Below are 2,062 nucleotides of genomic sequence, written 5' to 3'. Positions count from 1 at the left end.
GGTAGTGCAGCTTATAACATGCCGGGCGTATTTGTTTTTGAAGGTGAGTTGGATCTTGCTTTGCTGGAATATGCTTTTGATGAGTTGATTGCACGTCATGAGAGTCTGCGGACCATCTTCCGGGAAGATGAACAGGGTGAGGTGCGTCAGGTGATCCTGGATACCATGCCGTTTAATATCGCCGGTTATGATATGCAGACTGATGAGGTTACCCTAAAGAGTTTGCTGCAACAGGCTGTTACTGCACCATTTGATCTGAGCACCGGTCCATTATTGCGTGCCGGTTTATACCAGGCAGGGACCAACAAATGGATCTTTACCTGCACGATGCATCACATTATCAGTGATGGCTGGTCCATGAATGTGCTCATTAAAGAGCTGTTATTATTTTACAATACAGCATCAAATCCGTTATCTCCACTTAAAATTCAATATAAGGATTACGCTTCCTGGCAGCAGGATCAGTTGAATAGTGCTGCATTGCAAATACATAAAAATTATTGGTTAGAACAGTTCTCCGGTGAATTACCGGTACTGGAATTACCGTCAGATAAACTTCGTCCTTCCGTTAAGACCTATCATGGCGGTATCATCCATCATACCTTCAGCAAAACGATCAGTGCAGGTATAAAAGCACTTATTCAGCAGGAGGGAGGTACTTTATTTATGGGACTGTTAAGCGCGATTAATACGTTATTATACCATTATACCGGTCAGGAAGATATTATCATCGGTAGCCCTATTGCGGGCCGTGAACATATTGATCTGGAAGAACAGATCGGATTTTATGTTAACACCCTGGCTTTAAGAGCACGATTCAGCGGAAAGGACAGCTACCGTGAGTTGCTGGAAAATGTAAAACAGATCACGCTGGGCGCCTATGAGCATCAGATCTATCCTTTTGATGAACTGGTGGATGCGTTGCCGTTGAAAGTGGATATGAGTCGCAATGCCTTGTTTGATGTGATGGTCGTATTGCAGAATAATGAAGAACATCATCTGGAAGGAGAACAGTCATTAAAGGGTGTGATGATCAGTGAATACAAAGAAGTAGACCAGCATATCAGCAAATTTGACCTGCAGTTCACCTTTGCGGAAAAAGCGGATGCATTACAACTAACTATTACCTACAACAGCGATATTTATGAACATGCCACCGGCGAACGGATGGCTTGCCATCTGGAACAGTTGCTGTGTGCCATCATCGCAGATCCATCCATGGCAATCGATCAGCTGGATTATTTAAGCAATGCGGAGAAAACTCAGTTGCTGGTTGATTTTAATGGTGCTGCAGGATCTTATCCCCGTAATAAAACACTAACAACATTATTTGAAGAACAGGTAACAAAAACTCCTGATGCTATTGCATTGGTGTTTGCGGGTAAGGAGTTTAGTTACCAGTCGTTAAACAGTTATGCTAACCAGTTAGGGGCATATTTAAGGAACCATTACCAGATTCAACCCGATGATTTAATAGGAATAAAATTAGAACGTAGTGAATGGATGATCATCTCCCTGCTGGGAGTATTAAAGTCAGGCGGAGCATATGTACCTATTGATCCGGAGTACCCACAGGAGCGTATAGATTATATGCTTACAGACAGCCAGTGCAAAGTGCTGATAGATGAGGCGGAACTGGAAAAGTTCAGACAGCAGGCATCTCTGTACTCAAAGAATAATCAAGGTATCATCAACAGACCCACAGACCTCGCATATGTAATTTATACATCAGGTTCTACGGGTCAGCCTAAAGGTTGTATGCTGGAGCATCAGGGAGTTATCAACCGGATCGAATGGATGTGGCATCAGTATGAATTTACTGCAGCGGATATCATTCTTCAGAAGACCACCTTCACATTTGATGTATCAGTATGGGAACTTTTCATGCCACTATGCTGGGGTGCGAAGATGGTTTTATGTCAGCGGGAAGATACGGTCTCACCAGACCGGATCTTGTCACTGATCTCGAAAGAGGGGGTTAGCTGCCTTCACTTTGTGCCAGGTATGCTGAATGTTTTTATCACCAGCTTATTTGACGGTGCTGATATAAAAGATGCGTTAA

General features: G+C 43.3%; 1 protein-coding gene. It reads left to right on the top strand.

Features of this window, described 5'->3' with window-relative positions; all coding sequences use genetic code 11:
* Positions 1 to 18: 18 nt before the first annotated feature.
* A partial coding sequence (locus tag BM176_RS32000) for a non-ribosomal peptide synthetase (protein WP_255373632.1) occupies positions 19 to 2,062 on the top strand: 2,044 nt, incomplete at its 3' end.

This window comes from Chitinophaga sp. CF118 (assembly GCF_900112615.1).
In the GTDB taxonomy this organism is placed as follows: domain Bacteria; phylum Bacteroidota; class Bacteroidia; order Chitinophagales; family Chitinophagaceae; genus Chitinophaga.
Note: the sequence above shows the minus strand (reverse complement) of the source record. Positions and strands in the feature narration are given on the sequence as shown.